This window comes from Undibacterium sp. JH2W (assembly GCF_049340425.1).
In the GTDB taxonomy this organism is placed as follows: Bacteria; Pseudomonadota; Gammaproteobacteria; order Burkholderiales; family Burkholderiaceae_D; genus Undibacterium.
This window is the reverse complement of sequence record NZ_JBMPOT010000113.1, coordinates 1-255: the sequence shown is the minus strand read 5'-3', so window position 1 is coordinate 255 and position 255 is coordinate 1. Positions and strand designations below refer to the sequence as shown.

Sequence of the window (255 nt, the reverse complement as noted above, 5' to 3'; positions counted from 1 at the left end):
CGAATGTCAAGCCAGACAATCCTGTCTTCACCAAGGCCCCGCCCACCACAGCGCCGCCCGTCGAAGCCAAGGCCACTGGCCCTGTGACAGTACCAGGCGTGATCGACTTCAACGTCGGTGGCTGCAAGCCGGAATACCCACGCGCCTCGTTGCGTAATGAAGAAACCGGTACCGTCGCCCTGTCTGTATTGATCGGTGCAGATGGCTCGGTCGCTGACGTCAAGATCGACAAATCCAGCGGCTTCCGTGGTCTCG

General features: G+C 60.4%; 1 protein-coding gene. It reads left to right on the top strand.

All coding sequences use genetic code 11. The annotated features are described in order from the left end of the window. On the top strand, nucleotides 1-255 hold a 255-nt coding region (locus tag ACO0LC_RS29355; RefSeq protein WP_423009819.1), incomplete at both ends, for a TonB family protein.